The organism is Acetomicrobium sp. S15 = DSM 107314, from assembly GCF_016125955.1.
Taxonomy (GTDB): Bacteria; Synergistota; Synergistia; order Synergistales; family Thermosynergistaceae; genus Thermosynergistes; species Thermosynergistes pyruvativorans.
This window is the reverse complement of record NZ_JADEVE010000091.1, coordinates 21,287-43,531: the sequence shown is the minus strand read 5'-3', so window position 1 is coordinate 43,531 and position 22,245 is coordinate 21,287. Positions and strand designations below refer to the sequence as shown.

At 52.7% G+C, this 22,245-nt stretch carries 21 protein-coding genes and 1 riboswitch; of the genes, 6 read left to right on the top strand and 15 right to left on the bottom strand.

What is annotated here, in order from left to right:
- The first annotated feature begins 97 nt into the window (after positions 1 to 97).
- Positions 98 to 208: riboswitch (molybdenum cofactor riboswitch) on the top strand.
- A gap of 133 nt (positions 209 to 341) precedes the next feature.
- The 3 genes from EZM41_RS02610 to EZM41_RS02600 all read left to right on the top strand — a co-directional run bounded on the left by EZM41_RS02610 (position 342) and on the right by EZM41_RS02600 (position 2,875).
- Complete coding sequence (locus EZM41_RS02610; protein ID WP_198469150.1) at positions 342 to 2,102, top strand: aldehyde ferredoxin oxidoreductase family protein; 1,761 nt, start codon at positions 342 to 344, stop codon at positions 2,100 to 2,102.
- Between the two features lie 116 nt (positions 2,103 to 2,218).
- Positions 2,219 to 2,458, top strand: coding sequence for a MoaD/ThiS family protein (locus tag EZM41_RS02605; RefSeq protein WP_198469148.1), 240 nt, complete (start codon positions 2,219 to 2,221; stop codon positions 2,456 to 2,458).
- Positions 2,459 to 2,488: 30 nt separating this feature from the next.
- Positions 2,489 to 2,875: a MoaD/ThiS family protein gene (locus EZM41_RS02600; RefSeq protein ID WP_198469145.1), complete on the top strand. Its 387-nt coding sequence runs from the start codon at positions 2,489 to 2,491 to the stop codon at positions 2,873 to 2,875.
- 492 nt (positions 2,876 to 3,367) lie between these two features.
- Here EZM41_RS02600 and EZM41_RS02595 read toward each other — a convergent pair whose 3' ends face one another.
- From EZM41_RS02595 to dhaK, 12 genes are all read right to left on the bottom strand, one after another.
- Positions 3,368 to 4,120, bottom strand: a complete 753-nt coding sequence (locus EZM41_RS02595) for an ATP-binding protein (RefSeq protein ID WP_198469142.1) — start codon at positions 4,118 to 4,120, stop codon at positions 3,368 to 3,370.
- 318 nt (positions 4,121 to 4,438) lie between these two features.
- Positions 4,439 to 5,350 carry a triphosphoribosyl-dephospho-CoA synthase gene (locus EZM41_RS02590; protein ID WP_232618993.1) on the bottom strand — a complete coding sequence of 304 codons (912 nt, stop codon included), beginning with the start codon at positions 5,348 to 5,350 and terminating at the stop codon, positions 4,439 to 4,441.
- Between the two features lie 2 nt (positions 5,351 to 5,352).
- The gene (gene citC, locus EZM41_RS02585) at positions 5,353 to 6,393 is read right to left on the bottom strand and encodes a [citrate (pro-3S)-lyase] ligase (RefSeq protein WP_198469137.1); all 1,041 of its coding nucleotides are present in this window, start codon (positions 6,391 to 6,393) and stop codon (positions 5,353 to 5,355) included.
- Between the two features lie 47 nt (positions 6,394 to 6,440).
- Positions 6,441 to 6,716 (bottom strand): citrate lyase acyl carrier protein, encoded by a 276-nt coding sequence (citD, locus tag EZM41_RS02580; RefSeq protein ID WP_198469135.1) that lies wholly within the window; start codon positions 6,714 to 6,716, stop codon positions 6,441 to 6,443.
- Entirely contained in the window at positions 6,713 to 7,591 is an 879-nt protein-coding gene (locus EZM41_RS02575; protein WP_198469132.1) for an aldolase/citrate lyase family protein, read from the bottom strand. Before EZM41_RS02575 ends, citD begins: the two co-directional genes overlap by 4 nt.
- Positions 7,592 to 7,603: 12 nt before the next feature.
- Positions 7,604 to 9,157, bottom strand: coding sequence for a citrate lyase subunit alpha (gene citF / locus EZM41_RS02570; RefSeq protein WP_198469129.1), 1,554 nt, complete (start codon positions 9,155 to 9,157; stop codon positions 7,604 to 7,606).
- A gap of 88 nt (positions 9,158 to 9,245) precedes the next feature.
- Positions 9,246 to 10,562 carry a 2-hydroxycarboxylate transporter family protein gene (locus EZM41_RS02565; RefSeq protein WP_232618987.1) on the bottom strand — a complete coding sequence of 439 codons (1,317 nt, stop codon included), beginning with the start codon at positions 10,560 to 10,562 and terminating at the stop codon, positions 9,246 to 9,248.
- A gap of 293 nt (positions 10,563 to 10,855) precedes the next feature.
- Entirely contained in the window at positions 10,856 to 11,950 is a 1,095-nt protein-coding gene (gene leuB / locus EZM41_RS02560) for a 3-isopropylmalate dehydrogenase (protein WP_198469127.1), read from the bottom strand.
- Between the two features lie 31 nt (positions 11,951 to 11,981).
- Positions 11,982 to 12,497, bottom strand: a complete 516-nt coding sequence (citX, locus tag EZM41_RS02555) for a citrate lyase holo-[acyl-carrier protein] synthase (protein WP_198469125.1) — start codon at positions 12,495 to 12,497, stop codon at positions 11,982 to 11,984.
- Between the two features lie 112 nt (positions 12,498 to 12,609).
- Positions 12,610 to 13,722 carry an amidohydrolase gene (locus EZM41_RS02550; protein WP_198469122.1) on the bottom strand — a complete coding sequence of 371 codons (1,113 nt, stop codon included), beginning with the start codon at positions 13,720 to 13,722 and terminating at the stop codon, positions 12,610 to 12,612.
- 62 nt (positions 13,723 to 13,784) lie between these two features.
- Entirely contained in the window at positions 13,785 to 14,435 is a 651-nt protein-coding gene (gene dhaL, locus EZM41_RS02545; protein WP_198469120.1) for a dihydroxyacetone kinase subunit DhaL, read from the bottom strand.
- Between the two features lie 13 nt (positions 14,436 to 14,448).
- Positions 14,449 to 15,447 (bottom strand): dihydroxyacetone kinase subunit DhaK, encoded by a 999-nt coding sequence (dhaK, locus tag EZM41_RS02540; protein WP_198469117.1) that lies wholly within the window; start codon positions 15,445 to 15,447, stop codon positions 14,449 to 14,451.
- A 245-nt stretch (positions 15,448 to 15,692) separates the two neighbouring features.
- Here dhaK and EZM41_RS02535 point away from each other — a divergent pair, with 245 nt between their 5' ends.
- Positions 15,693 to 16,781, top strand: a complete 1,089-nt coding sequence (locus EZM41_RS02535; protein WP_198469114.1) for a pyridoxal-phosphate-dependent aminotransferase family protein — start codon at positions 15,693 to 15,695, stop codon at positions 16,779 to 16,781.
- A 27-nt stretch (positions 16,782 to 16,808) separates the two neighbouring features.
- On the opposite strand, the gene EZM41_RS02530 is transcribed toward EZM41_RS02535, so the two are convergent.
- Genes EZM41_RS02530 through EZM41_RS02520 form a run of 3 tightly spaced genes read right to left on the bottom strand, consistent with a single transcriptional unit; the run spans position 16,809 to position 19,745 of the window.
- The gene (locus tag EZM41_RS02530; RefSeq protein WP_198469112.1) at positions 16,809 to 17,606 is read right to left on the bottom strand and encodes an ADP-ribosylglycohydrolase family protein; all 798 of its coding nucleotides are present in this window, start codon (positions 17,604 to 17,606) and stop codon (positions 16,809 to 16,811) included.
- 7 nt (positions 17,607 to 17,613) lie between these two features.
- Positions 17,614 to 18,732 carry an MGDG synthase family glycosyltransferase gene (locus EZM41_RS02525; RefSeq protein ID WP_198469109.1) on the bottom strand — a complete coding sequence of 373 codons (1,119 nt, stop codon included), beginning with the start codon at positions 18,730 to 18,732 and terminating at the stop codon, positions 17,614 to 17,616.
- Positions 18,729 to 19,745 (bottom strand): DHH family phosphoesterase, encoded by a 1,017-nt coding sequence (locus tag EZM41_RS02520; protein ID WP_342449207.1) that lies wholly within the window; start codon positions 19,743 to 19,745, stop codon positions 18,729 to 18,731. Before EZM41_RS02520 ends, EZM41_RS02525 begins: the two co-directional genes overlap by 4 nt.
- A 73-nt stretch (positions 19,746 to 19,818) precedes the next feature.
- Here EZM41_RS02520 and EZM41_RS02515 point away from each other — a divergent pair, with 73 nt between their 5' ends.
- Together EZM41_RS02515 and EZM41_RS02510 are read left to right on the top strand one after the other, a co-directional pair.
- A complete protein-coding gene (locus EZM41_RS02515; RefSeq protein WP_198469107.1) occupies positions 19,819 to 20,610 on the top strand; it encodes a metallophosphoesterase family protein in 792 nt (263 codons plus the stop codon).
- Positions 20,611 to 20,696: 86 nt separating this feature from the next.
- Entirely contained in the window at positions 20,697 to 22,127 is a 1,431-nt protein-coding gene (locus EZM41_RS02510; protein WP_269778845.1) for an MFS transporter, read from the top strand.
- Positions 22,128 to 22,245 lie beyond the last annotated feature (118 nt).

The window sequence follows — 22,245 nt, the reverse complement described above, 5'->3', positions numbered from 1 at the left end:
CGCTATGTGACATAGAGCCGCTCGCGGCTCTTGACAGGCTTATGTTTCTGTGTTAATGCTTTTTCTGAGAAGGAGGGTCACAGGCAACTGCGTAACTCCTAAAAATTGTCTCCGACTCATTATTCTCCCTCTGGGAGAGATGAGCGTTAGGGTATTGGGAGCAATCTCAATGCCTGCCAATTCGCAAAGGGGATTACATTGCCTTGAAAGGGGTGATGGCATGACCTTTGCGAATTTTTGATTTTGGGATGCTGGTGCTCGTAACAGAGGGTATCGACTCTTGAAGAGAGCGCAAAGATGAGTCCACGTTCTAAAAAGAAGGAGAGAAGGAGGTAAATAGTATGTGGATTCTGAAAATAAACATGAGCGATAAAACGTATAAATTAGAGGACGTGCCCAATGCTTATAAAAATTTGGGAGGAAGAGGACTAACATCGACCATCGTTTGTGACGAAGTAAATCCCCTGTGTCATCCCCTAGGCCCCAACAACGTCTTAGTTTTTGCACCTGGCATTGTTACAGGTACTGATGCTCCCACATCTGCGCGCGTTTCCGTCGGAGCCAAATCCCCTTTAACGGGTGGAATTAAGGAATCAAACGCAGGGACGTCGTGGAGTGTCGACGTCGCTAGAATGAAGATCAAAGCCATCGTTGTCTATAGTCAACCTAAAGAAGATAAATATTGGATGATCCATATTAGTTGGGATGCCAAAGAGGAAAGGCCAAAAATTGAGTTTCTCCCTGCTGATGAGTACATAGGTAGTGATCTCTACGCTGTATTCCCCAAGATTTACGAACGATTTGGGAAAGGCATCTCCATAGCGGGTATCGGAGTCGCGGGAGAGTATGGATATGCCAACTCTGGGATCGTATTTAACGACCTCAAAGGCCAACCTACTCGTTACTCGGGTCGAGGCGGACTTGGTTCTGTAATGGGAAGCAAACGCCTCAAATTTATAGTCACAAGTGCTCAAGGGGCGCCAGAAGTGCCAATTGTTGATAAAGCTTTATTCGATCAAGGTTGCGAAAAGCTTGCCAATGCTCTGCGTACTCATGATATCACAAAGCCGAAGGGTGGTTTAAACACGTATGGCACAGCTGTGCTCATCAATATATTGAATGAGGCTGGGGGGCTTCCAACGCGCAATTTCAAAACAGGTCGCTTTGAGGGAGCACCTAAGATTGCCGGTGAGGCAATATTTGAAGGAAATAAGACTCGTGTTGGAAAAGAAGTTTACAATCATGCCTGTAGCCCAGGTTGCATCATACAGTGCTCTAATACATGGTACAAGCAAGATGGAAGAGAGCACGTCTCCTGTGTCGAGTATGAGTCGGATTGGTCTCTGGGCGCTAACCTGGGCATTGACAACCTGGACCAAATTGCAGAGATGGTACGGCTATGCAACGCCTATGGATTGGACACTATTGAGACGGGTGGCACCCTTGGTGTGGCCGCAGAAGCGGGTATCTTCAAATTTGGTGACGGAGAAAAGGCCATAGAGCTAATTCATGAGATTGGGAAGGGGACCCCCTTGGGCCGTATCCTCGGGAGTGGCACTGCATCCGCAGGACGCGTTCTTGGCGTTGTGCGGATTCCAGCGGTCAAAGGGCAAGGCATGCCTGCTTACGAGCCACGTGCAGTTAAAGGTATAGGAGTAACCTATGCCACGAGTACTATGGGAGCTGATCACACTTCAGGTTACACTATAAACAACGAGATATTAGGCGTTGGCGGTAAAGTAGATCCTTTATCCCCTGAAGGTAAGGCCGCCATTAGTCGCAACCTTCAAGCTGCTACTGCATTCCTCGATTCTACAGGCCACTGTCTCTTTATCGCCTTTGCCATCTTAGATATTCCTAGTGGATTCGAGGGCTTTGTGGAGGAGTGTAATGGTATCTTAGGAACAAATTGGACCGCAGAGGATGTAATAAAAATCGGACTTGAAATACTTAGAAAGGAACGTGCTTTCAATGTGGCTGCCGGTCTGAACGATTCACATGATAGAATGCCAGAGTTCATGAAATATGAGCCCCTGCCTCCGCATAACCATACATTTGACGTACCTGATGAAGTCCTAGATAGCGTACTCAAGACTGTTTAAGCATTCGGAGCATTCTATATAAAGCGGACGGAGAGAACTCTCTCTGTCCGCTTTTTTAAAAATAAAGCTGATGTGATTGTGCTATAAACTAAAGGGAGTAAACGTGAGGTGTGTCTATGAAAGTAAAAGTAAAACTTTACGCTATGTTGACAAATCGTACAAAAAAAACAGAGCGAGGAGCCCCAGTTGAGATCGAGCTTCCAGAAGGCGAAAGCGTCATGGGATTGCTCAATCGCCTGAAATTATCTGTTGATGAAGTGCGCATGATATATGTTAATGGTCGATCGCGTCAGCTCGATTGGCAACTTAGGGACGGAGATGAGGTTGGTCTTTTCCCACCAGTAGGTGGCGGATAATCAATCTGTTGTAAGAGGAGGAGCCCTATAATGAAAATAGAAATCGACGTTTGGCTTTATGGTGCTTTATCTCGTTTTGGAGGAGAAAATGCGTCGACGGGTTTTGCTCATTTAAAGGTCTCGCTTGATCAGGGAAGCACGATCAAAGACCTCCTCGAACAGATTGGAATTCCTACCGAAGAACGAGGATTCACTTTTATCAATGGCAACCTGAGCGCCCTCCCTAAATTTCAACCGGACCTTTCGACGATTCTGCAGGATGGCGATAGAGTCGCTTTCTTCGACTTAAAGAGCATGTGGCCTTTTCAATATCGCCAGGATGCGCCAGCGACAGAAGAGTTCAAGCAAGGGATAAGCAATCGGGACGATAAAGGAATTAGACAAATATTTAAAGATTTCAGTGATGGTCGGCGATGATTTTGGCTGATAGCAATAGTAGCATATATAAAAAATCTGAGAAGGACGGGGTAGGCCAATATGGTGTTTGATCTGTTGTCTTGCCGTTTCCCGTCGCAGAGGAACGTGTTTTTTCACGCTGAGACACGGTGACTACAAGACAAGTATCTGTCGCCCAGGCCGGGCTTTGAAATCCTCAAAAAGGCGGAAACGCAGCGCATGCAGCCGTGGCAATGGCCGCATGCCTTACGGTTACAGAACCCACCTTTCGCAGACAGGCTCGCTTACGTATCAGATCCATCCTGCGGACATGTTCCAACGGGAAAGCTGCTATCCAAAGGAGGGTCCACCAAAAGGAGAGCCCTCATAGACGAAGAGACAAAGGTTTGGCACCCTGGCCCTATCGGCGGAAGCGACAGAGTATGCTTAGCCACGACCGACGGCGCTAATCGCCGCATGGTAATTGGAGGCGGCGCCACAGGCACTATTCGGCCCTCTTTGCCGACGGAGCGATCAAGCGTCGCCGAACCTATACCTTAACGTTTCCTCCTCGAGGACGTTTCCGCGAATGCCTACGACGGTCTTCTTGAGATCAATAGACTTGCGCGCTTCTTCGACTGCTCCTTCGGCCAGGCGTGCGAGCCCTCCGCAGCAGGGAACCTCCATGATGACCACGTGAAGGCTTTTTATGCCGTTTGCCCTGACCATATCGGTGAGCTTCTTCCTGTAGGCCTCGGCGTCGTCGAGCTTGGGGCAACCCATCAAAAGGACTTTGCATTTCAAGAATCTCCCGTGGAAATCCGGGATCGATGCAGCCGTGCAATCAGCCGCGAGCAGAACGTCGGCACCCTTTAGATATGGCGCGTTTGCGGGCACCAGGCGCAGCTGGATCGGCCAGTTTGAGAGCATCGATCGGGCAGGTTCGACAGGCGCCACGGCGGCTTCGTCGCTGAAATCGTTTTCTTCCTGTGCGAGGGAGCGCAACACGGTTCCGGGGCATCCGCAGGGAAGCGAACCCTGCTGAACCTGCTTGCGCTCTACCGCCTCTTCGTCGTAGGAATCGGCCTCTCTGGTCTCGAAAGAGATGGCACCCCTCGGACATTCGCCGATGCAATCTCCAAGGCCATCGCAGTAAGATTCGGAAATAAGCCTGGCCTTGCCGTCGATGATGCGAATTGCCCCTTCGTGACAGGCCTCGGCACAGAGGCCGCAGCCGTCACACTTGTCCTCATCTATCCTGATGATCTGCCTCTTGGCCTTTCCCATCAACCACACCCCGTATCCAATGGTTTTGTGACTCTCAAGCCGTTTTATACGACCACGCCAGTCGCTTCTCACTATAAATATTCTGGTAACAAAATACCTGTTTCCCCCTATCTTGTCAACCCACGGTTTTCCTCAAAAATAATCTCTTCGAAATCACACTGTTTCCTTACAGTTGACGAAAAGGGCAACCATCCTAATAATCCCTTTTAGAGAAGGTTTTCATCAATGGGGTTTAAGGCGTGTTCCGAGGCCTCAGTAAATTATTTATTATGGTTTTTATGAAGTACTGATCATGTCGATCCTTTTTGGCAACTTCCTCTAAAAACTGAATACGCTTGGGAAAAGAAGCTGCTCTGCCGGGATTTGCTCTTCTAACAAATAGAAAAATACCGTTAGCGCTAGCATATCAGCTGAGCCGCCTGGGTTAAGCCCTTCCTCAGCAAAGACTTTCTCCATTGCAAGGATTTTTTCTCTTCCCTCTCGAGTACTAATACCACCAAGGAGCACCGCTTCCCGAGCCTCTGCGCGCACGCGCTCTAAACCAGCTGGACCATGGCGAGCGAGAACAGCAGTGTCGGCGACAGAGGTCATGAGGCACAACAGCGTCCCCACCAAACAGTCATTAAGGCTATAACCAGCCTGCAAGAAACCGCGCAAAGCCGGCAATCCGCAGGTAAAAACGGTCGGAAATCCGCATATCGCTTCTCCACGCGCTCCAGCGAAGCCATGTACCAAATATGCCCAATCGCCTTTGGAGGAAGGCGCGCGCCTCTTGTCGTTTATAGCATCCAGTTCTTCTCGTAACGGATCCGCAGCTCGCTCGACCACTTCCCTCACCTGCGCAGCAGTGGGAGGAAAGCCACGACGCAACGCATATCCTCCCGCTCCTACAGACAGCCCCAGGAAAAAAAGGAGCCCTTTTTGTGTATTCGCACCGCCCGTCGCAGCGAACATATCCGTTTCCGCTCGCAGGCCCCAGGCGCGTAGTTCAGTAAGAAGTTTTTCTTCTTGCCCTTGAAAGCGGAAGCCGGCCTCGGCTAAAAGTAAATAGTAGGGCGCTAAAGCAGAACTTGACGATAGAAACGTGAAGTAGTTCATATCTTTATGGGACCCTACGCTTTTAGGGCTAACTAATCCGGGTGACGGGTGACAAGCCGTTTCGAGCAACATGGCATAAACGGCATTTTGGGCCAGCGTTATGATTGCTGAGCTCTCTTTTTGGAGCAGCATTTTCAATGCGGAGCAGAGCTTTCTTTGATCTTGTGAATAATTGGCTGGGCTTCCTCAGAGCGCAAGAAGTTCAAGGTTGTTGAGGGAAGCAATTTAGTAAGCTCTTCACAGTCGCCGTCTCTCAAAGCCTGTCTAACCCGAGAAGCACTTATAGCCTCCCCTTCCACTTCTAACCGAGGAACCTCGTGTACTGTTACTCCGTAGCGCGGTAGCTCTTGTTGCATAACCCTGTTGTATACACTTGTCACTGGGCAATAGGGCTCCTGCCCCACATAGCGATCCGTGATGCCCAATGCCGGTACAACATACTGACCAAAGATGGCGACGTCCAATAAAGCATGGTCTTCAACCTGCTCATTGGGGTCACGAGTAAAATAACTGGGAAAGGTGTTCTGTGATATGATGTACTGGCCTCCGGCATGCACAGTTATATTGGGAATATGAGCGGTGCCACGCTGAACTAACTTATAGCGAACGGCAAAGGGAAACATGGAAAGATCCTCTGTGACAACAAATACGTGAACCCAATCGCTCTCGGCTGCAGCCCTTTCGATCAAGTATTGATGCCCCCGCGTAAAAGGGTTGCAATTCACCACCACCGAACTGACCTTCCCACCGACCATTCTTCGCTTCTCCCGTAAGGCTGAAACAAAGTCAGCGATGCTCTCGGGCCCTGATTCAAAAAATACCACTCTATCCCTTACTCTGGCCACCTCACGAAACCCTAAGCTGCGAAATATCTCCAGGTTAGCCGGGCGAGTGTAGAGGAAAACGTGCCAATTGCCTCTATAGTACTCCTCTTCCAGTAATCGAGTTACCAGTTTTTCCATAAGACCCTGGCCCTGATGGTTAGGGTCAGTGGCCAGACACTTTAGGACTGGCCCTGCCAGCGAACCTGTGGCAATTATTTCCCCATCTAATTCCACAACCAAGGTATAGTCGAGTCGAGGTTCAAGTTTAAGGCCGTTAGCCTCCAAAAAGAGCCTGACGCGTTCTCCATCGCGTCCCGATAAAGAAACGGATCGGAATCTAATGCCTTCCATACTGCCTCCTCCCTAAGCAGGAATATGGGAAGATTTCGACCTTAGCATTAGTCAACCACGCTAGCTCTGTTAAGCGCAGCCTCCAAGCGGGCACGTAAGCAGTAATCTAACGCGCCTCTATCTTGGATTGTAATGCGGACGTCCCGAATTCCCAGTCTGTCTATGGTTTCCTCGACAACGCGACGGATCTGGTCTCCAAACTGCTCCTCAACGATGCTATTTATCTCTATGTGCAAACCAGAACCAGGTTTGCCCGGTGCCACGATAACTAGGGCATCGCTGGACTCCAACGTGCCAGCTTGAGCATTGCGCACAACGTTCATTCCATACCACCCCCTAAAAGGCCCGCGGCCTGAGCCAGGGCAAGAACCCTCTCCGCGCGTTGCACAACTGGAGCGTCTATCATTCTGCCGTCCAATGCTATTGCCCCTATCCCGCGCTCGACACCGCTACGATAGGTCTCAAGAATTTGCTTTGCCTTCTCTATTTCGGCTGGCTGTGGTGTGAACAGATCGTTGATGATACCTACCTGTCGTGGACTAATAGCATATTTCCCTTCAAAACCTAAGGATATTGCCTCTTTAGTGTCGTTGCGCAACCCCTCTTCATCGTTAACATCGGCAAAAACTGTATCCAAGGCCGCAACGCCGCTCGCTTTGGCTTGCATTGCCACAAGCGAGCGTGCTGTAAAGAGCTCTCGACCAGCCCGAGTGCGCTCAACACCCATGGCCGTCGCATAATCCTCAGCGCCGAAGCTGAGCGCCCATACCCTCGGGCATGAGCTGGCGATTTCTTCCCCGTGCAATACCCCCTTGGGCGTTTCGAGGATGGGAAGCAAACCAATTGGAACCGCGCTCAACTTGCTATCCAGGTCAAGGATCTCCTCGGCGCTTTCGACCTTTGGGACTACAAAAACAGACGGTGCCGCTTCCATGAGCGTCTCTATGTCTTTTTGCCCCTCTTCTGTGAGCGGTGAGTTGATTCGCACCGCAATTTCCGCACCGCCAAAATCGAGCTCCAGAATAGCGTGAACAACTAACCGGCGCGCCGCGTCCTTTTGCGATACGGCGACAGAGTCTTCCAGGTCAAGGATGATAGAGTCGGCCCCGTAAATGGGACAGGTCTGTATCATGCTGGGGTTATTGCCCGGGACAAAGAGCATGCTCCTTCTGATCCTTCCTCTACCATTTGCAGTCACAATTTCCACCTCCTAACGGTCAACCCAGCTACGGGGCTGACGCACTACATCAATCACGCTGCCATCACGGTATTCTACTACGCCGACGATTTGATCCGTAAACTCCGGAGCTTTTGGCTTACCAGCCAACTTCTCCGCCTTCAGCTTAAGGTCTTCAATGCTCGCCAAAGGAAGCCTTGCGTCCTTCATGCGATCGATCAAATCCTGCCGCAACGGATTCACAGCAACCCCGTATTCTGTTACCACCACATCGACGGTTTCGCCTGGGGTCACCACTGTGACGACGTCATCAACAATGGCTGGGATACGGCCGTGAAGCAAGGGAGTGCCAATAATGGTAAGTTTAGAGCCGGCGGCTGTGTCTTGATGGCCACCTGGCCCGGTTCTCATTACTCCATCCGAACCAGTAAGCACATTTACGTTGAACTTCGTATCCACCTCCAGGGCGCTGAGGATCACCACGTCCAGTAGATTAACTACGCAGCCCTTATTGTGTGGGTTGGCGTAAAATGAAGCGCTGACTTCGCAGTGATTTGGGTTACGACCCAGCGAAGCAACTGCATCCAGATCGAAACTTTGGACATCAAAGATGATGTCGAAAAGGCCCTTTTCCAGGAGCCCAACCGTAGAACCGGTTATCCCGCCCATGAGGAAGCTGCCGCGGATGTCCCTCTGCTGCATGATTTCGGTGAGGAACTGTGTCACCGCCAGAGAGACCCCGCCCGTCCCAGCCTGGAAGCTAAAGCGCGGTTGCACCAAGCCGGAAGCCTCCATTACTTTGATAATTTGTTGCGCAATAAGGATGTCACGAGGGTTTGACGTTTTACGGATAGCCCCCGTAGCAATCTTGGTCGGGTCCCCGATTTTGCTTACTGGAACCACGTAGTCTACATTAGTTTGCGGGATGGAAATATACCGCAGCGGGTAGGGAACAAGGTTGTCGGTAACTGCTACTACGCATTTTGCGTATTGAGCATCGGCAACAGCGTAGCCAAGCGACCCGCAATGAGAAGGGCCATCAATCCCGTTAAGATTTCCATAAGTATCTGCTGTTGGAGCGGCGATAAACGCTACATCTATCGGAAGTTCTCCGGCCTCTATCGCCCGCGGACGCCCGCCGTGAGAGCGGATCGTCACCGGCTCCTTCAAAAGACCGCGAGCCACAGCCACCCCCAGTTGATCGACCAACACGGCATGCTCAATGCGGGTTATCACGCCGTCTTCCATATGCTTGATAAAAGACTCCGGAACAGGATGATGACCCGTAGCTGTAAATGTCAGGTCCTTAATGCCCATCTCAGCTATGGTGTCGAGCACCATATTGATGACATGATCCCCGAAGCGCAGATGATGATGAAAGGAAATTGTCATACCGTCCTTTAAGCCTGCTAACCGGATCGCTTCTCTCAGGGAGTCTACGACCTTTTTCTCCCCCGGCCTAACCATAGAGAGCGGCGGAGCCGCTTTGACGCCTGTCGGAACAAAGGCAAACGGCCCGGCGTAAGGTCGAACCTCCCGACGACCCGGAATCTGGTCAGGTATTTGGCGACCTGTCGCTACCTTCATAAATAGATCTCCTCCTTAGTTTGATAAACCCCAAGGGGAAGAGGATGAATAAGATAGCCCCTCTCCCCCATTGTCATCTCCTGCCCGCTTAGCCGCCAATAAGACGAATTAGCAGGCTTTGCAAAATCAATATAAACGCGCCACCCAGGCGGGATGACATCTGGGCGAAAGGCATCAGATTCATACGCTTGGCCGCAGAGAGAACGGCCACGTCCCCCGTTCCACCCATGTTAGCCATACACAAACCTGCAGCAAGAGCAGACTCAATGAAGTAAAAACGGACCCAGGCGCCAATTATTCCAGCACCCAAGATGGCACCCAATACAGTTGTGAGAGTCAGAATAAAATATGTGGGGGTGAGAGCTGCGATAACTGCTTTTAAATCCAAAAACCTTACGCCTGTACCTGCCATCAATGCCAGGGTTAGATTAACGACCGTAAATTGGTACCATTTGGCTGCTGCGAACTCAAGTCGCTTAGGCATAACCCCCAAGATCTTAACTATAGCCACTATTATAATTGTCAGCGCATAATAGTGAATCTGCGGAATAACTATCTCTATTATCCTACCGAAGATGTAAAAACTCGTTGCCATAAGCAACCCTGTGCCAAGATCACCTATAGTAAACTCTAAGGCAGTTTTTGGCTCGGATTCAAACTCAAAGCCTTGGAGAATTACGCCTTCCCCCGAAAGCTTCGGCCGAACCCTTCCAAGTTTGTCCAATAAAGCAGCAGCAATAATCGATACTGCATTGCCTAAGGCAACTGCAGGGAAGAGTATGCCGAAAACTTCCTTGCTATCTACACCTAGGGCTGCACCATAAATTTGAGACATCGGAATAGCCCCTGCACCCGTGCCTCCTCCCATAATTGGGGCAGCCACATAGAGCATAGCTTTCCCCCAACCATAGCCCATTATGCCGCCGACTATTCCGGTTAAACCATAAGCAACGACGACGCCACCAACTAAGGGGATAAAATAGCGCCATCCAGCTTGGATCAGAAGTTTTCGGTCCATCCCTAAGATGCTGCCGCAGATAAGGGCAGCTATATAGAAGTTAATAAACCCTTGGGTATCCTGCGTCCAATTACCTATAATTTTGACCAATGATTCTGGGAAAACGCCTAAATAAACACAAATAGAGGTACCGAATAGAGCGAGAACAGGACCTCCGCCGAGATAATCATTTAAAATAGGAACATTATCGCCGATAAAACCAAAGATTGTGCCAATAACAATAGCTGCCGCAAAACCGCCGATCATATCGTTGGGGAGCACGCCCAAGTATGAACCTGCCAGCACTATCGCTGCAAAAACGGCAAACCATTGAGGTGGCATGCCCATAAGACGCAAGCCTTGTTTAGGATCATACATAACTTCGCTTTCACGTGTGTTTTCGCGCATCCCAACAACCTCCCCACTTTAAAATTGTGTCAATCGGTTAGGGTAAAACTCACGCTATGATCAGATGCTCTTACTACTTAGCGCACTTTTTCGTGGCTCCAAAACTTCCCTCATTACTGAAATAGCACCTAACATCGGTCGTCCTCTACGCATTTGCCATTCTCCCGGATATCATCACCTCTTTTCAGACGACTATTGTTTAATTTAAATTTATAGGATTGATTTTACACCCAACCTTTGCCAACTCAATTGTCTATGTCGTCGTCCCAAAACAAAATCCGTCGAGTAATTCTTCATTTGAGGATTTCCGCCGCAACTAAATCTCCAAACTCTGATGTCGATACTTTTTTGGTTCCAGGTTTATACAGATCGGCCGTGCGATATCCTCCGGAAAGCACAGACTTTATGGCAGATTTTATGCTTTCTGCCGCTTCTTTGCGCCCGAAGGAGCAATCCAACATCATGGCCACGGACATGATCGATCCGACAGGATTGGCGATCCCTTTCCCCGCAATATCCGGGGCACTGCCATGAATGGGCTCATATAATCCAAAAGTCCCCTCGCCAATACTAGCAGAAGGCATCATGCCGATCGACCCCGCGAGTACAGATGAGAGATCGCTGAGGATATCGCCAAAAATATTGCCCGCGAGGATAACATCAAACTGCCGCGGGTTTTCTATAATTTTCATAGCGCAGGCGTCAGCGTAAAGATGGTTCAGCTCCACGTCTGGATATTCTTTTGCCACCTCTTTTACCACTTGTCGCCACAGGATCGAACTCTCCATCACGTTATGTTTGTCTACAGAGGTAACCTTCCTGCGGCGCCGCCTGGCCAACTTGAAAGCCACATGCGCAACCCTCCTAACCTCAGGGACAGTATAACTCAGCGTATTGATGCCCTTGCGCTCTTCTCCCATCCCAATAATGCCGCGAGGTTCCCCAAAATAAAGGCCTCCGCATTGCTCTCGCACCACTATCAAATCTGTCCCAGCGACCACCTCAGGGCGCAGCGGAGTATTGTCGACTAACTCCGGAAACAGATAAGCCGGACGGATATTGGCGAATAGCTGAAAGATTTGGCGCAGGCGTTGGATGCCACGCGACGGCGTAATAGCACCATGAACGTTTTCCCAAGGCAAATCATCCCACTTAGGCCCGCCTACCGAACCGAATAGGATGGCATCGCTACTCCGGCATCCATCTATCGTTTCTTCAGGCAGCGGGTCGCCATAGGCGTCTATAGCCGCCCCACCAGCCATATACTCAGTCAAGGAGACCTCAAATCCATATTTTTCCGCTGTCGCCTTGAGGACCTTAACTCCTTCGGCCGTCACTTCTGGGCCAACACAATCTCCAGGGACAACCGCAATTTTATATTTAACCACCCTTCATCCTCCTTTGGCCTGCTTCTGTCTGTTATTTTTTTACTAAAAGCACTTTGATGATCTCTTCAATCTTTCCTACGACCTCATTCAGGGTGTGTTTCGCACTCCTGCGGCACTCAGACACCGGCCCACCGCAAACGAGGCAGCGCCGGTCCGAAAAACCAAGTTCTGTTCGACTTACAGGCCTACCATCTTCGTCGTACACATCTATATCAAACAATCGCCCTACCACGCTGGACTCTTCTATGCCCACCGCCGCTCGCTTTAAGAGACGAGCGTCGCCCTGCGCTAAAACCAAAATAACGGCGGGGCCCAGGGCACCATGCAACACTTCCCAATGTAGCAGTGGCCATACCTTGGACAGTTGCTTCAACGCCTCTACGAGCTCACGGAAGATGATTTCAGCGCAAGGAGCATTCTTATCCGGCCCAGGCATGACAACCGATCCTACTATTACAGGCTTTTCCCACTCATTAGATAACTGAATGACACGATGCCAACGAGCTTCTCTTTCATTCAAGATAGCGTCTATTTTAATGTTATCCATAATTTCTTCTCTCTATAAAACCGTCGTGAAGGTTCTTTTGGCCTTCTTGGTGTCGCCTCGCCAAAAAGCAGAGACAGCATGCCAAGACATCCTCTGATATCATCAGATGATATCAGGCGCCATTCGAGCAGGGCGGTGGTAATAATTCCAGCACGGCAAAGGCTAAAACCTTGGCCGCCTGCAAAACTTTTTCCCGAGTAGCTGGAGCAAGCATGGCTTCTCTAAAGGTCTGCGTGTGGTTAGAGGCGTCGCACACACGTATATATCCCTCCGCCACAGGGACTTGTTCGCTGACGGCACCGACATCGGTAAACCCTGCCTCTTTCTCCGGCATCGGCGCATACTCAATACCAACCCGTTCAAAAGCCTTTTCCATAGCCTCTCGCAACCTCGGATCGGTGATCCGCGGCGGGTACATTTCGGCTTTCTCGAGCTGTCCGGTAGCGCCCGTGACACTTTCAACTGCTTTGGCCACGCGTCCCAGAAAAGTCGCGGCTTTCTCGATATCTCCAGGCTCCTCAGCAAAAAAGTGAGCCTCCGCTACGGCATAACCTGGCACAACCGTGGTTGTCTCACCGCCACGCGTGATTATCCAATTGTCTAAAAAAGTGTTAGGCAGAGTTCTCCTTACTGCATTATACTGCCATAGCACCATAAGCAGAGACTGGAGGGCATCTATCCCGCTGCGCGGGTCTCTTGTGGCATGGGCCTCTCGACCTTGAAAGCTTAAAATCAGCCTCTGAGCGGCCAAGGTCCGGCCTCCAACTCGCGTCTTGTTCGATGGATGTAAGTACATACATCCCAGAAAACGACGAAAGATGCCAGCGCGAGCCATAATAACTTTGCCTCCGCCCGATTCTTCGGCAGGGGTACCGATAACGGCAATGGGAACATTCGCCGCTTTTAAGGCGGCAGCCGCCGCTACTGAGGCTGCGGCGATAAAATTATGCCCACAGGCATGGCCAAGCGCCTCCGATACTGCATCATACTCGGCTATAAATGCCAGCGTTTTCCCAGACCCATGCTTTGCAATAAAGGCCGTTTTTAATCCGGCTACCTCTCTCTCCACTTCGAAGCCCTTTTCTTGAAGAAAATGCGCAAGGATCTCGACTGCGAAGTACTCCTGAAAGCCGAGCTCGGGATGAGAGAATATCTTTGTGCTTAACTCCCAAATTTCGGGTTCAATGCTGTCCAAGTACTCAGCCACCTGAATGAACTTATCCACTCCGTCTGCCTCCTATAGATGCCTTGCGTGAATATAGGCTCCTTGGCATTCGTAGAATCAGTTCAGTTTTTGCTGGGGCAGCATTCCGCCACGGTGTCGCGGACGCACTTGAGGAGCAGATAGGCGGATGTGGCGCCGGGGTCTTGGTGCCCTAAACCGCGCTCGCCGGCGTGGTAACCCCTCCCCTTCTTGCCTATCATGTCGCGCGTGGCCTCCATGCCAGTCCTCGCGGCTTCGACCGCGTCGTCGAAGGCCTCGAGGACAGAACCTCCGACTTCCACCCTATTTTTGAAGGCCGTCACCGCCGGTTCCAAGGCATCCACCATGGTCTTCGATCCCACTTCAGCCCCGCCCTTTTCTTTTATCGCTCGAAGGGCCGCCTCGAGGCTTTCCGCTATGGCCTCGGGGGAGTCCATCCCCTTCTTCGCAAGCACTCTCGCGGCAGAGCGCATGGCGAGGCCGTAAAAGGTGGGGCCTGTGCCGCATCCCGCGCTCGCCAAGGTCGTGCCGACCTCTTTGATGACCTCGTGCGGAGGTTTGCCCTCGAGCGACTCGATGCGCCCCATTACCGCTTCAAAACCCCTCTTCAGGTTGAGCCCGTGCTCGGCATCGCCGATGCCGCTGTCGAGCTCGTTCAAATATTCTTCATTTTCCGCGACCGCTTTGGCCATATTCTTGATGAGCAAAACGGCTTCGTCACTGGTAAAGCACATTTCTATCCCTCCATCAACGCTGCGTCAGCGCCGGCGTCTCGCACGGGTGGTCGAGGAGGCTTTTAAGCTCTTCGTCCAAGGCGAGCAGGGTTATGGAAAAGCCCGCCATCTCGAGGGACGTCATGTATTCACCTACGTAGCTACGGTAAATGTCTATCCCGGTCCTGTCGAGATACTTGGCCACCTCGTTAAAGACGACGTATAATTCCATCAAGGGCGTGGCCCCCATACCGTTTACCATGACCGCCACTTCTTGCCCGCGCTCAAACGGCAGGTCGCCCACTATCCGGCCCATCATCCCCTCGACCAGTTCCCTGGCGGGGCGCAGCGATGTGCGCTCCACGCCGGGCTCGCCGTGGATACCGATGCCTAACTCCATTTCGTCCGCGCCGAGTTCGAAATTAGGCTTGTCCCTGCCCGGGACGATGCAGGGGGAGAGGGCCACTCCCAACGTGCGGACCGAATCGACGCATTTTTGCGCCACCCGGTGGACCTCCTCGAGAGGGGCTCTTTTATCGGCCATTGCCCCGGCTATCTTGTGGACGAAAACTGTGCCGGCTACGCCTCGGCGCCCCGTCGTGCCCTCTCGCTCCTCCACAGCGACATCGTCGGTTACGAGCACCTTTTTCACCGGTATGTCCCGGTCTTGTGCCTCTTCCTCCAACATATCAAAAAGCAGGATGTCTCCCGTATAGTTTTTGATTATGAAAAGGGCACCCTTGCCCCCGTTGCAACGCTCTAATGCCGCGATCCCGTCAGAAAGGGGAGGCGAGCAGAATACTGCACCAGCCAAGGCGGCGTCGAGCATCCCCTTGCCCACAAATCCGCCGTGGGCCGGCTCGTGTCCGCTGCCTCCGCCCGTGATTACGGCGACTTTGCCCATGACCGGAGCATCGGCCCTCACCACCGCCTGCGTTCCAGGAATGACCTCCACGAGCCTTCGGTGGGCCTTGGACATGCCTTCAAGCATCTCTTTTACGATATCTTCTGGCTTATTCATGACCTTCTTCATATGCTCATATCACCTCCGCGTGCGGCATAGGAGCTCAACTGAAGCGTTTTAATTTAAATGCCCCTTATCATTTTAAGGCGTTTTGCCTTTGCGTCAACATCGCCTAGGCACCCCACCAGCCAAGGCGAGTGAGCCTGTGATAAAATTGAGCGCACGCTGGGCGAGCTTTCGGCGCGATCCAACGCCGCGCTGAAAGCTTCGAAACGAGCGAGAGAATGGCAAAGCGCAGAGGGGGAAGGACGAATATGGAGACATATCCGATCGGATTAGTGCCGGGGCCGGTTTCGGTGCCAAAGGAGATCAGAGGCGTTTACTTCGCAGACTTCGGCAGCGCCGACCTTGAAAGCGAGTTCTTCGGGCTTTACGAGGAAGTCCAGTCGCTGCTGCAGCAGATTCTATACACGCGTGCCACGCCAGTGATCATGTCGGGCGAGGGGATGTTAGCCCTCTGGGGGGCGCTCAAAAGCGCGCTATCTCCGGCTGAGCGGGTGCTGGCCGTGGCGAACGGCGTCTTCGGCTACGGAGTCGCCGACATGGCCAAGGCGACAGGACAAGAAGTAGAAGTGGCAGGTTTCGGTTACGACGAGGGCATAGATTTCGACACAGTCAGGCGCAAAGCCCTGTCGTTTCGCCCATCTATGATAACCGCCGTTCACTGCGAGACACCGAGCGGCATCCTAAACCCCATAAAGCCGCTCGGTGAGATAGCGCAAGAGGTCGGCGCCCTGCTCTACGTTGACTTCGTGTCGAGCGCAGCAGGGACGGAGGTGCGCGTCGACGACTGGCACATAGACTTGGGGCTTTTAGGGAGTCAAAAGGCCCTTTCTCTATTGCCTGAGCTTGCGATCGTAACGGTGAGCGATAGGGCGTGGGAGGCGATAAAAAAAAGGCGATATGTAGGCTACGACGCGATTTTACCCTTTAAAGATGCTCTAACCGTCAAGGAATTCCCATATACCCACAACTGGCACGCTATAGCCGCGCTTAAAGCTTCGATAAAAGCGATTTTGAGCGAAGGCCTCGAAAACGTCTTCAAGCGCCACGACGATGTGGCGGCATATTGCAGGGATCGCCTGAAAGGGATGGGCGTGTCGCTCTTCCCCAAAGACGAGTCGCTCTCCTCTCCCACGGTGACGGCGGCCAATGTGCCAGAGGGATGGACGTGGATCGCCCTCGACACAGAGATGCGGAGGCGCGGCGTGGTCTTTGGCGGAAGCTACGGGCCGCTAAAGGGCAAGGTTTTTAGGATCGGCCACATGGGAAGCCAGGCCAGGCTCGAAAGGGTCGAAAAGGCCATGGACGCGCTCGAAGAGGTCCTGGCCAACCCTCTTTAGCGGAGAGCAGACCCCAGCGCCGGCCGCTCACTCCTCCGGGACCTCGGTCGGGCAGGGATAGGTCTTGCAGAAGCGTCTCGCCACCGCCAGCAAAGAGGGATGGAGGAAGGAGAGGGCTTCCTTCAAGATCGGTTCGGGGACGCCGCCGTAAAAGGCTTCGGCTATGGCGCCTGCGATGCAGGCCTGGGTGTCAGCATCGCCTCCGAGCGATACGGCAAGCCTTATGGCGCTTTCAAAATCGCGGGAGTCCAAAAAGGCAATGATCGCCTCAGGCACGCTCCCCTGGCAGGTGGAGTCGAAGGAATACGTGGGCCGTATTTCGTCAGTCGTGCGGTTCAAGTCGTAGCCGAAGGTCCGCTCCACGAAGTCTTTTATTTCGCCCTTGGAGCGACCGCATCTGGCCAAAAACACGCACGCCGCCACGGCCCTGGCGCCCTTGACTCCCTCGGGGTGGTTGTGGGTCGGAAGGGCCGTGCGCTCGGCCTCGACCAAAACTTCGTCCAGGGAGTCGAAGGCGTAGGCCACGGGCGATACTCTCATGGCTGAACCGTTTCCGAAGCTGTTATACGGCTTCGGGTCCGGCGATGTGAGCCAGCGCTTAAAAAGGTATCCGTAGCCGACATCTGGGAAGGTGCGCCCCCACTCCCTATAGGAAGCGGCATAATCGACCTTTCTAAGGATGGCGTCCGCAACCGCCACGGTCATCACGGTGTCGTCCGTAAAGCGCGTGCGCGGCCCGAAGAGGGGAAAGTCGAGGGTTTTCGTCCTGAAGCGCCTTCCTTCGTAGGCAGAACCGGCTATATCGCCCATTATGGCTCCAAGCATCGCCCTTTCACCTTATCCATTCGAGCGTATGGCGCACTATCGCTCTTCCGGCATCGGGCCGGGCGATGCGAGCCATGTTGGCCCTCAGGTCGGTCAAGGCGCTTTCGTCTTTTAAGATCTCCCTCACCTTTTGCGCCGCCCTGCGCGGCTCGAATATCATGCGCGCCGCCCTTCGGTCCAACAGATAGTCGCTGTTGCGCTGCTCCTGCCCAGGGATGGGCCCCCACAATATCAGCGGGGACCCTACGCAGAGCAATTCCGACGTGGAAAGTCCACCCGGTTTCATGATCACCGCATCGGCTGCGGCATAGTAGTAGGGCATGCCGCTCACGAAGCCTAACACGCGCACTCCTTCATGCCCCCTGTAGCGTTCGCTCAACCTCTCGAAGAGGTTTTTGTTGTTGCCGCACAGGGCGAATACGAGGCACCCGTCTAACTGGCTTAGCGAATCCAAGACCTCGCTAAAAGGACCTACGCCTATCCCTCCTCCCATCACCAAGAACATAGGAGAATCACCGCTTATGCCCAAAAAGCGCCTCCCTTCTTCTTTGGTGGGCGGAGACAGGTATATAGGGTCCACGGGTATGCCCGAGACAACCACGCGATTCCCGTCTATGCCATCTGCGGCATATTGGTGCTTGGCCTCGTCGCTCGCCACGAACCACCCCGAAAAGCTCAAATTTCTGTGAAAGATGTGACTCAAAAAATCGGTGTTCACGTAAAAGACCGGCCGTTGCCCCTGAAGCGCGTCGGCCACTACGGAGGCCCCGAAGAAGTGGGTGAAAAAGACGGCCTGAGGGTCGAACTCGGCGAGCGCCAGGAGAAGCTTGCGCAAATTCAACCTTTCTGTGAGCTCGTTTATGGTGGCCAAAAGGCCATCGATGGCATCGGGAGTGTCCATCGCCTCATACAGATACCCCCAGAGCTGCGGGACGCGCCGCACCATCTCCAAGTAGGAGCGGGCGTACAGGCCGCGCACCAAGGGGGATGCGTAAGTGAGCGTATCCACGCACATTGTCTCAGCTCCAGAGACCTCGCGGCGAAACCAGTCCGATATGGCTTTGGCGGCGCTTTTGTGGCCGGTACCCACGGAGGCGTAAAAGACGGCTACTTTGATCCCACTCATTTTCCTTCCCCTCTCTCAAGGAGGTTTAACATATCGCCAAGCGTCACGCCCATGGAACGCCCCCTCTCCGCGACTGCCTTAAGCCCGGAGAGGAGCGTCTCCCCTATTTGGTCGGTGTTGTAATGGGGGGGGAAGTACAGAGCTGCGGCATCGCCATGTCCTCCGCCGCGCACTTTCTTTCCATCCCTTAGTATTCCCACCAACTCTCCGGCCAAACCGTCCCTGCTCCTCAAAGAGACCGCCCATTCGCCCGTGGCCTTTTTGTTCGCCACCGCGACCAATTTGGGCGGGTCAGGGGTGCGATCTAAAACCAGGCCGCAGAAGTCTGAGACGTCTCCGAATTTGAGCATGTCCGGCCCCACGAGGACCAAGTCGTTTCTGAAGCGGCGCACCTTCTCCATGGCGCGGCTGAACCTTTCCTCCTGGTCGCGCACAAAGGCAAGGGCGGCCTCTCTCTCCCCCTCAGACAGAGCACCGTCGGGAGTGGAGATCAGCCTCAAAAGCACGCTCCAGGGATCGGAGAGAGAGATCAGCGCCTGCCACAGACGGCTTTCGGCGCGCTCGCCGAGCCACAGGTCTCTGTCGTTTGCGATCTCTACGATGTCAGCAAGCTGGGCTATCTTCCTCGCCTTTTCTTGCGGAAGGTGCTCCACGGCCCATCGATAATACACCTTAGCGGCGCAGGCGTTCGTGTCTATCACCAGCCATGGGCGGTTGCCGTAGCGCTCCATCGTGCTCTTGTGATGGTCGAAGAGGATGGGTTCATCCCCCTCTTTAAAGGCGCCGTCGATGAAATCTACGGTCTTTTGGCGCTGGCAGAAGAGGTCCAAGACAACGACCCTGTAACCCTCCTGGACCGACTCCACCATCAAGTCGTCCACTTCGCCATAGCCAGCAAGCGTCACCTTTATCGGCATGCCTTCAGGGTAATGGGCATGCCAAGCAACGGCAGCGGCGGTCACGCCGTCGAGGTCTGTGTGGCTTATTATGTGCGTAACCGGATGTGACATCATTCGTCCAAAAACCTTCTTTCTCTCGCCTTTTTCGTTTATTTTATCTCATGTGACAAAGCGAGGGGGTATGGAGATGTCGTTCGAAGAGTTGCTCCGCGAGGGTGTAAGGTTAAACGAGGAGCTTCCGGACCGAAGGGGGTCGTTCGTCGAACACCCTAATCTGGGGGCGCTCCTGGTCGTGGGCGACCTCCACGGAGAGCTCGATTCGTTCAAAGAGATCATGGAGTGGGCCAAAGATGACCAGTGTCTTTGGCTTTTTTTGGGCGATTACGTGGACAGGGGCGCTTTTGGCGTAGAGCTTCTGACCGCCCTACTTGAGTTTCAACTCGAGCGCCCTGACCGTGTTATTTTATTAAGGGGAAACCACGAGGATTGGGAGATGAACTACCATTATACCTTCGCCGACGAATTGAGAAACAAAGGACTCATCGGCGCTTTGCCTTCGCTGCTTTTATGGTACGACAGCCTCCCTTTGGCGGCGAAGGTTGGAGAGCTGGCCGCCGTCCACGGTGGCGTGCCGATTCCCGTCCCTGAAGAGATAGAGAGGCTCGAAAGGGCCAAGGCAGATGACGATATAGGCTTTCAAATACTCTGGAACGACCCGTTAGACGAGTCGTATTGGCCGAGGGGTGGCGGGACTCGCTCCTTCGATGAGGGCGCCATGGAGGCGTTTTTGTCGCTGCTCGATTGTCGATTCCTGATCCGCGGCCATCAATATGTGCCAAACGTCGGGTATAAGGTGAATTTCGGCCGCTGCGTCACGATCTTCTCTGCCGGCTACGGAATGGGATGGCCCAGGGCTTTCCTCTATTTGCCGGAGGGGCGCATAGATTCTGAAATCGAGGCATACGTAATCCGCATATGAATCAGGAATGTAAGATGTAAAATGTAAGGCGTGAGATGTGATAGGTAAGATATAAAGCGTAAGATGTGAGGCGTTAGGCATAAGAAATGCGAGTGGAGTTGGAGTGTGAAAAAGGGAGCAAGAGTCAAGGCAGGCTAAAAACACAAAAAGTAAAGACCTCGTATATTAAGGTTTTGGAGGCAACCTCTACGTTTAGATATTTGATATTCACAACTGTGAGCATATCTTTAATCCTTTCGTCTATAAGTGCTACATCTATAGCGGTGGCTTTCCCTATGATCACCGCGTTTTTCGACGTGTCTATAGTCGTGGCGGGGTGGATTATCAGCGTTTACCAACTCGGGCTCACCGTCACCATGCCCATAATCGGCAAGGTGAGCGATGCCCTGGGGAGGAAATTCACGTTCATGTCGTGCCTCATTCTCTTCGTCCTCGGCTCGTTGCTCTGCGCCGTTGCCCCCAACGTGGAGTTGCTTGTCCTTTTTCGCCTCATCCAGGCGCTGGGCGGTGGTGGCTTTATGCCGTCCGCCGTCGGCATAGTAGCTGAGGAGTTTCCCGAGTCCAGGCAGAAAGCGATCGGACTTTTTAGCAGTATCTTCCCCATAGGGCAGATAATCGGCCCGAACTTGGGCGGCTGGCTCGTTGACTCCTTCGGATGGAGGTCTGTATTTTGGGTGAATGTGCCGATAGGTTTGACGGCGCTCATTTTTTCAGCTTTATTGCTTCATCCTGACAAAAAAAAGGGCGTAAGCATCGACGTCTTAGGAGCACTTTTGGTCGGAGGAAGCCTCGCGTCACTGATGTTGGGCCTTACTCTTATGGGTTATAAGACGATGTTCGGATTGGCCTGGATGATGCTCTCCGTCGCCGTAGCCTTCGCGGTTTTACTCCTGCGACATGAAATGAGGGCTAAGGATCCGATCCTTGATATCGAGGTGTTGAAGACTAAGCCGTTTGTAGCTGCAAACGTCTATAACTTCGTCTACGGTACCGCGGTCATCGGGGTTTTGTCGCTCATCCCGACCTATGCAACTTCCGTATACGGAATGAGCGCCTTAGAGTGCGGGCTTCTCCTCACGCCGAGGTCTGTGGGGATGATAGTCTCTTCCGTCATGACGAGTATTTTTATCGTGCGTTGGGGGTATCGTTGGCCGATGATTGTTGGCAGTTTAGCTACCGTGGTGGGGTTGTTTCTTTTAGGCTTCAAGCCGAACAATGCCGCCCTCTTATACACAATCATGTTGGTCTTGGGTATCGGGGTGGGGACTGCATCTCCGGCCGCCAACAACGCCTGCATCGAACTCATGCCACAGCGGGCTGCGACTATAACGGGCGTGAGAGGTATGTTCCGTCAAACTGGAGGAGCTGTGAGCGTCACAATCGCGACGTTGGTTCTCCATGAAATCGGCGACATGGCCTTGGGCTTTAGCGCGATCTTTATCGGTCTGGCGATAGCCTTTATGGCGACCATGCCGCTGATATTTATGATGCCGAAATCTCCGAACGAGCGAGGTTAAGAACCATAGAATGACATGCGCTCTGCCGTTAAAATTATCCACACCTGTGGAAATCGTGGTGGATAATCAGGAAATGACAAGATACACCTCTTTAATCAACTTTCGTCAGGACTTAAAC

Coding starts and splice junctions, on each gene's coding strand:
- EZM41_RS02610 (WP_198469150.1), top strand. CDS start 342: ATGTGGATTCTGAAAATAAACATGAGCGATAAAACGTATAAATTAGAG.
- EZM41_RS02605 (WP_198469148.1), top strand. CDS start 2,219: ATGAAAGTAAAAGTAAAACTTTACGCTATGTTGACAAATCGTACAAAA.
- EZM41_RS02600 (WP_198469145.1), top strand. CDS start 2,489: ATGAAAATAGAAATCGACGTTTGGCTTTATGGTGCTTTATCTCGTTTT.
- EZM41_RS02595 (WP_198469142.1), bottom strand. CDS start 4,120: ATGGGAAAGGCCAAGAGGCAGATCATCAGGATAGATGAGGACAAGTGT.
- EZM41_RS02590 (WP_232618993.1), bottom strand. CDS start 5,350: ATGCTGCTCCAAAAAGAGAGCTCAGCAATCATAACGCTGGCCCAAAAT.
- citC (WP_198469137.1), bottom strand. CDS start 6,393: ATGGAAGGCATTAGATTCCGATCCGTTTCTTTATCGGGACGCGATGGA.
- citD (WP_198469135.1), bottom strand. CDS start 6,716: ATGAACGTTGTGCGCAATGCTCAAGCTGGCACGTTGGAGTCCAGCGAT.
- citF (WP_198469129.1), bottom strand. CDS start 9,157: ATGAAGGTAGCGACAGGTCGCCAAATACCTGACCAGATTCCGGGTCGT.
- EZM41_RS02565 (WP_232618987.1), bottom strand. CDS start 10,562: ATGCGCGAAAACACACGTGAAAGCGAAGTTATGTATGATCCTAAACAA.
- citX (WP_198469125.1), bottom strand. CDS start 12,497: ATGGATAACATTAAAATAGACGCTATCTTGAATGAAAGAGAAGCTCGT.
- dhaL (WP_198469120.1), bottom strand. CDS start 14,435: ATGTGCTTTACCAGTGACGAAGCCGTTTTGCTCATCAAGAATATGGCC.
- dhaK (WP_198469117.1), bottom strand. CDS start 15,447: ATGAAGAAGGTCATGAATAAGCCAGAAGATATCGTAAAAGAGATGCTT.
- EZM41_RS02535 (WP_198469114.1), top strand. CDS start 15,693: ATGGAGACATATCCGATCGGATTAGTGCCGGGGCCGGTTTCGGTGCCA.
- EZM41_RS02530 (WP_198469112.1), bottom strand. CDS start 17,606: ATGCTTGGAGCCATAATGGGCGATATAGCCGGTTCTGCCTACGAAGGA.
- EZM41_RS02525 (WP_198469109.1), bottom strand. CDS start 18,732: ATGAGTGGGATCAAAGTAGCCGTCTTTTACGCCTCCGTGGGTACCGGC.
- EZM41_RS02520 (WP_342449207.1), bottom strand. CDS start 19,745: ATGATGTCACATCCGGTTACGCACATAATAAGCCACACAGACCTCGAC.
- EZM41_RS02515 (WP_198469107.1), top strand. CDS start 19,819: ATGTCGTTCGAAGAGTTGCTCCGCGAGGGTGTAAGGTTAAACGAGGAG.
- EZM41_RS02510 (WP_269778845.1), top strand. CDS start 20,697: ATGCGAGTGGAGTTGGAGTGTGAAAAAGGGAGCAAGAGTCAAGGCAGG.